The organism is Vibrio sp. 704, assembly GCF_033339295.1.
This window is the reverse complement of sequence record NZ_JAWOUH010001074.1, coordinates 1-506: the sequence shown is the minus strand read 5'-3', so window position 1 is coordinate 506 and position 506 is coordinate 1. Positions and strand designations below refer to the sequence as shown.

Sequence of the window (506 nt, the reverse complement as noted above, 5' to 3'; positions counted from 1 at the left end):
CACAATAGCAAGCATCAAACCCGAGAAACCACCGATAGTGAACAGAACAATAAACGCAATCGCAAACAACATTGGCGTTTCAAAGGTCAATGCGCCACGCCACATGGTTGCGACCCAGTTAAACACTTTTACTCCGGTCGGTACCGCAATCAACATGGTGCAGTACATAAAGAACAGTTCTGCAAACACGGGCATGCCTGTCGTGAACATGTGGTGTGCCCACACAAGGAAAGAAAGAAGCGCGATACTGCATGTTGCGTACACCATAGAGTGATAGCCAAACAGCTTTTTGCCACTAAATGCAGGAAGAATGGCAGAGATGATCCCGAACGACGGCAAAATCATGATGTACACTTCTGGGTGACCAAAGAACCAGAAAATGTGTTGGAACATCACAGGATCGCCACCGCCCGCAACATCAAAGAAGCTGGTACCAAAGTACTTATCGGTCAGTACCATCGTCACCGCACCCGCCAACACTGGCATGACGGCAATAAGTAAGAACG

At 48.2% G+C, this 506-nt stretch carries 1 protein-coding gene; it reads right to left on the bottom strand.

The features are described from left to right. On the bottom strand, positions 1-506 hold a 506-nt coding region (locus R7R24_RS30720; RefSeq protein ID WP_318120714.1), incomplete at both ends, for a cbb3-type cytochrome c oxidase subunit I.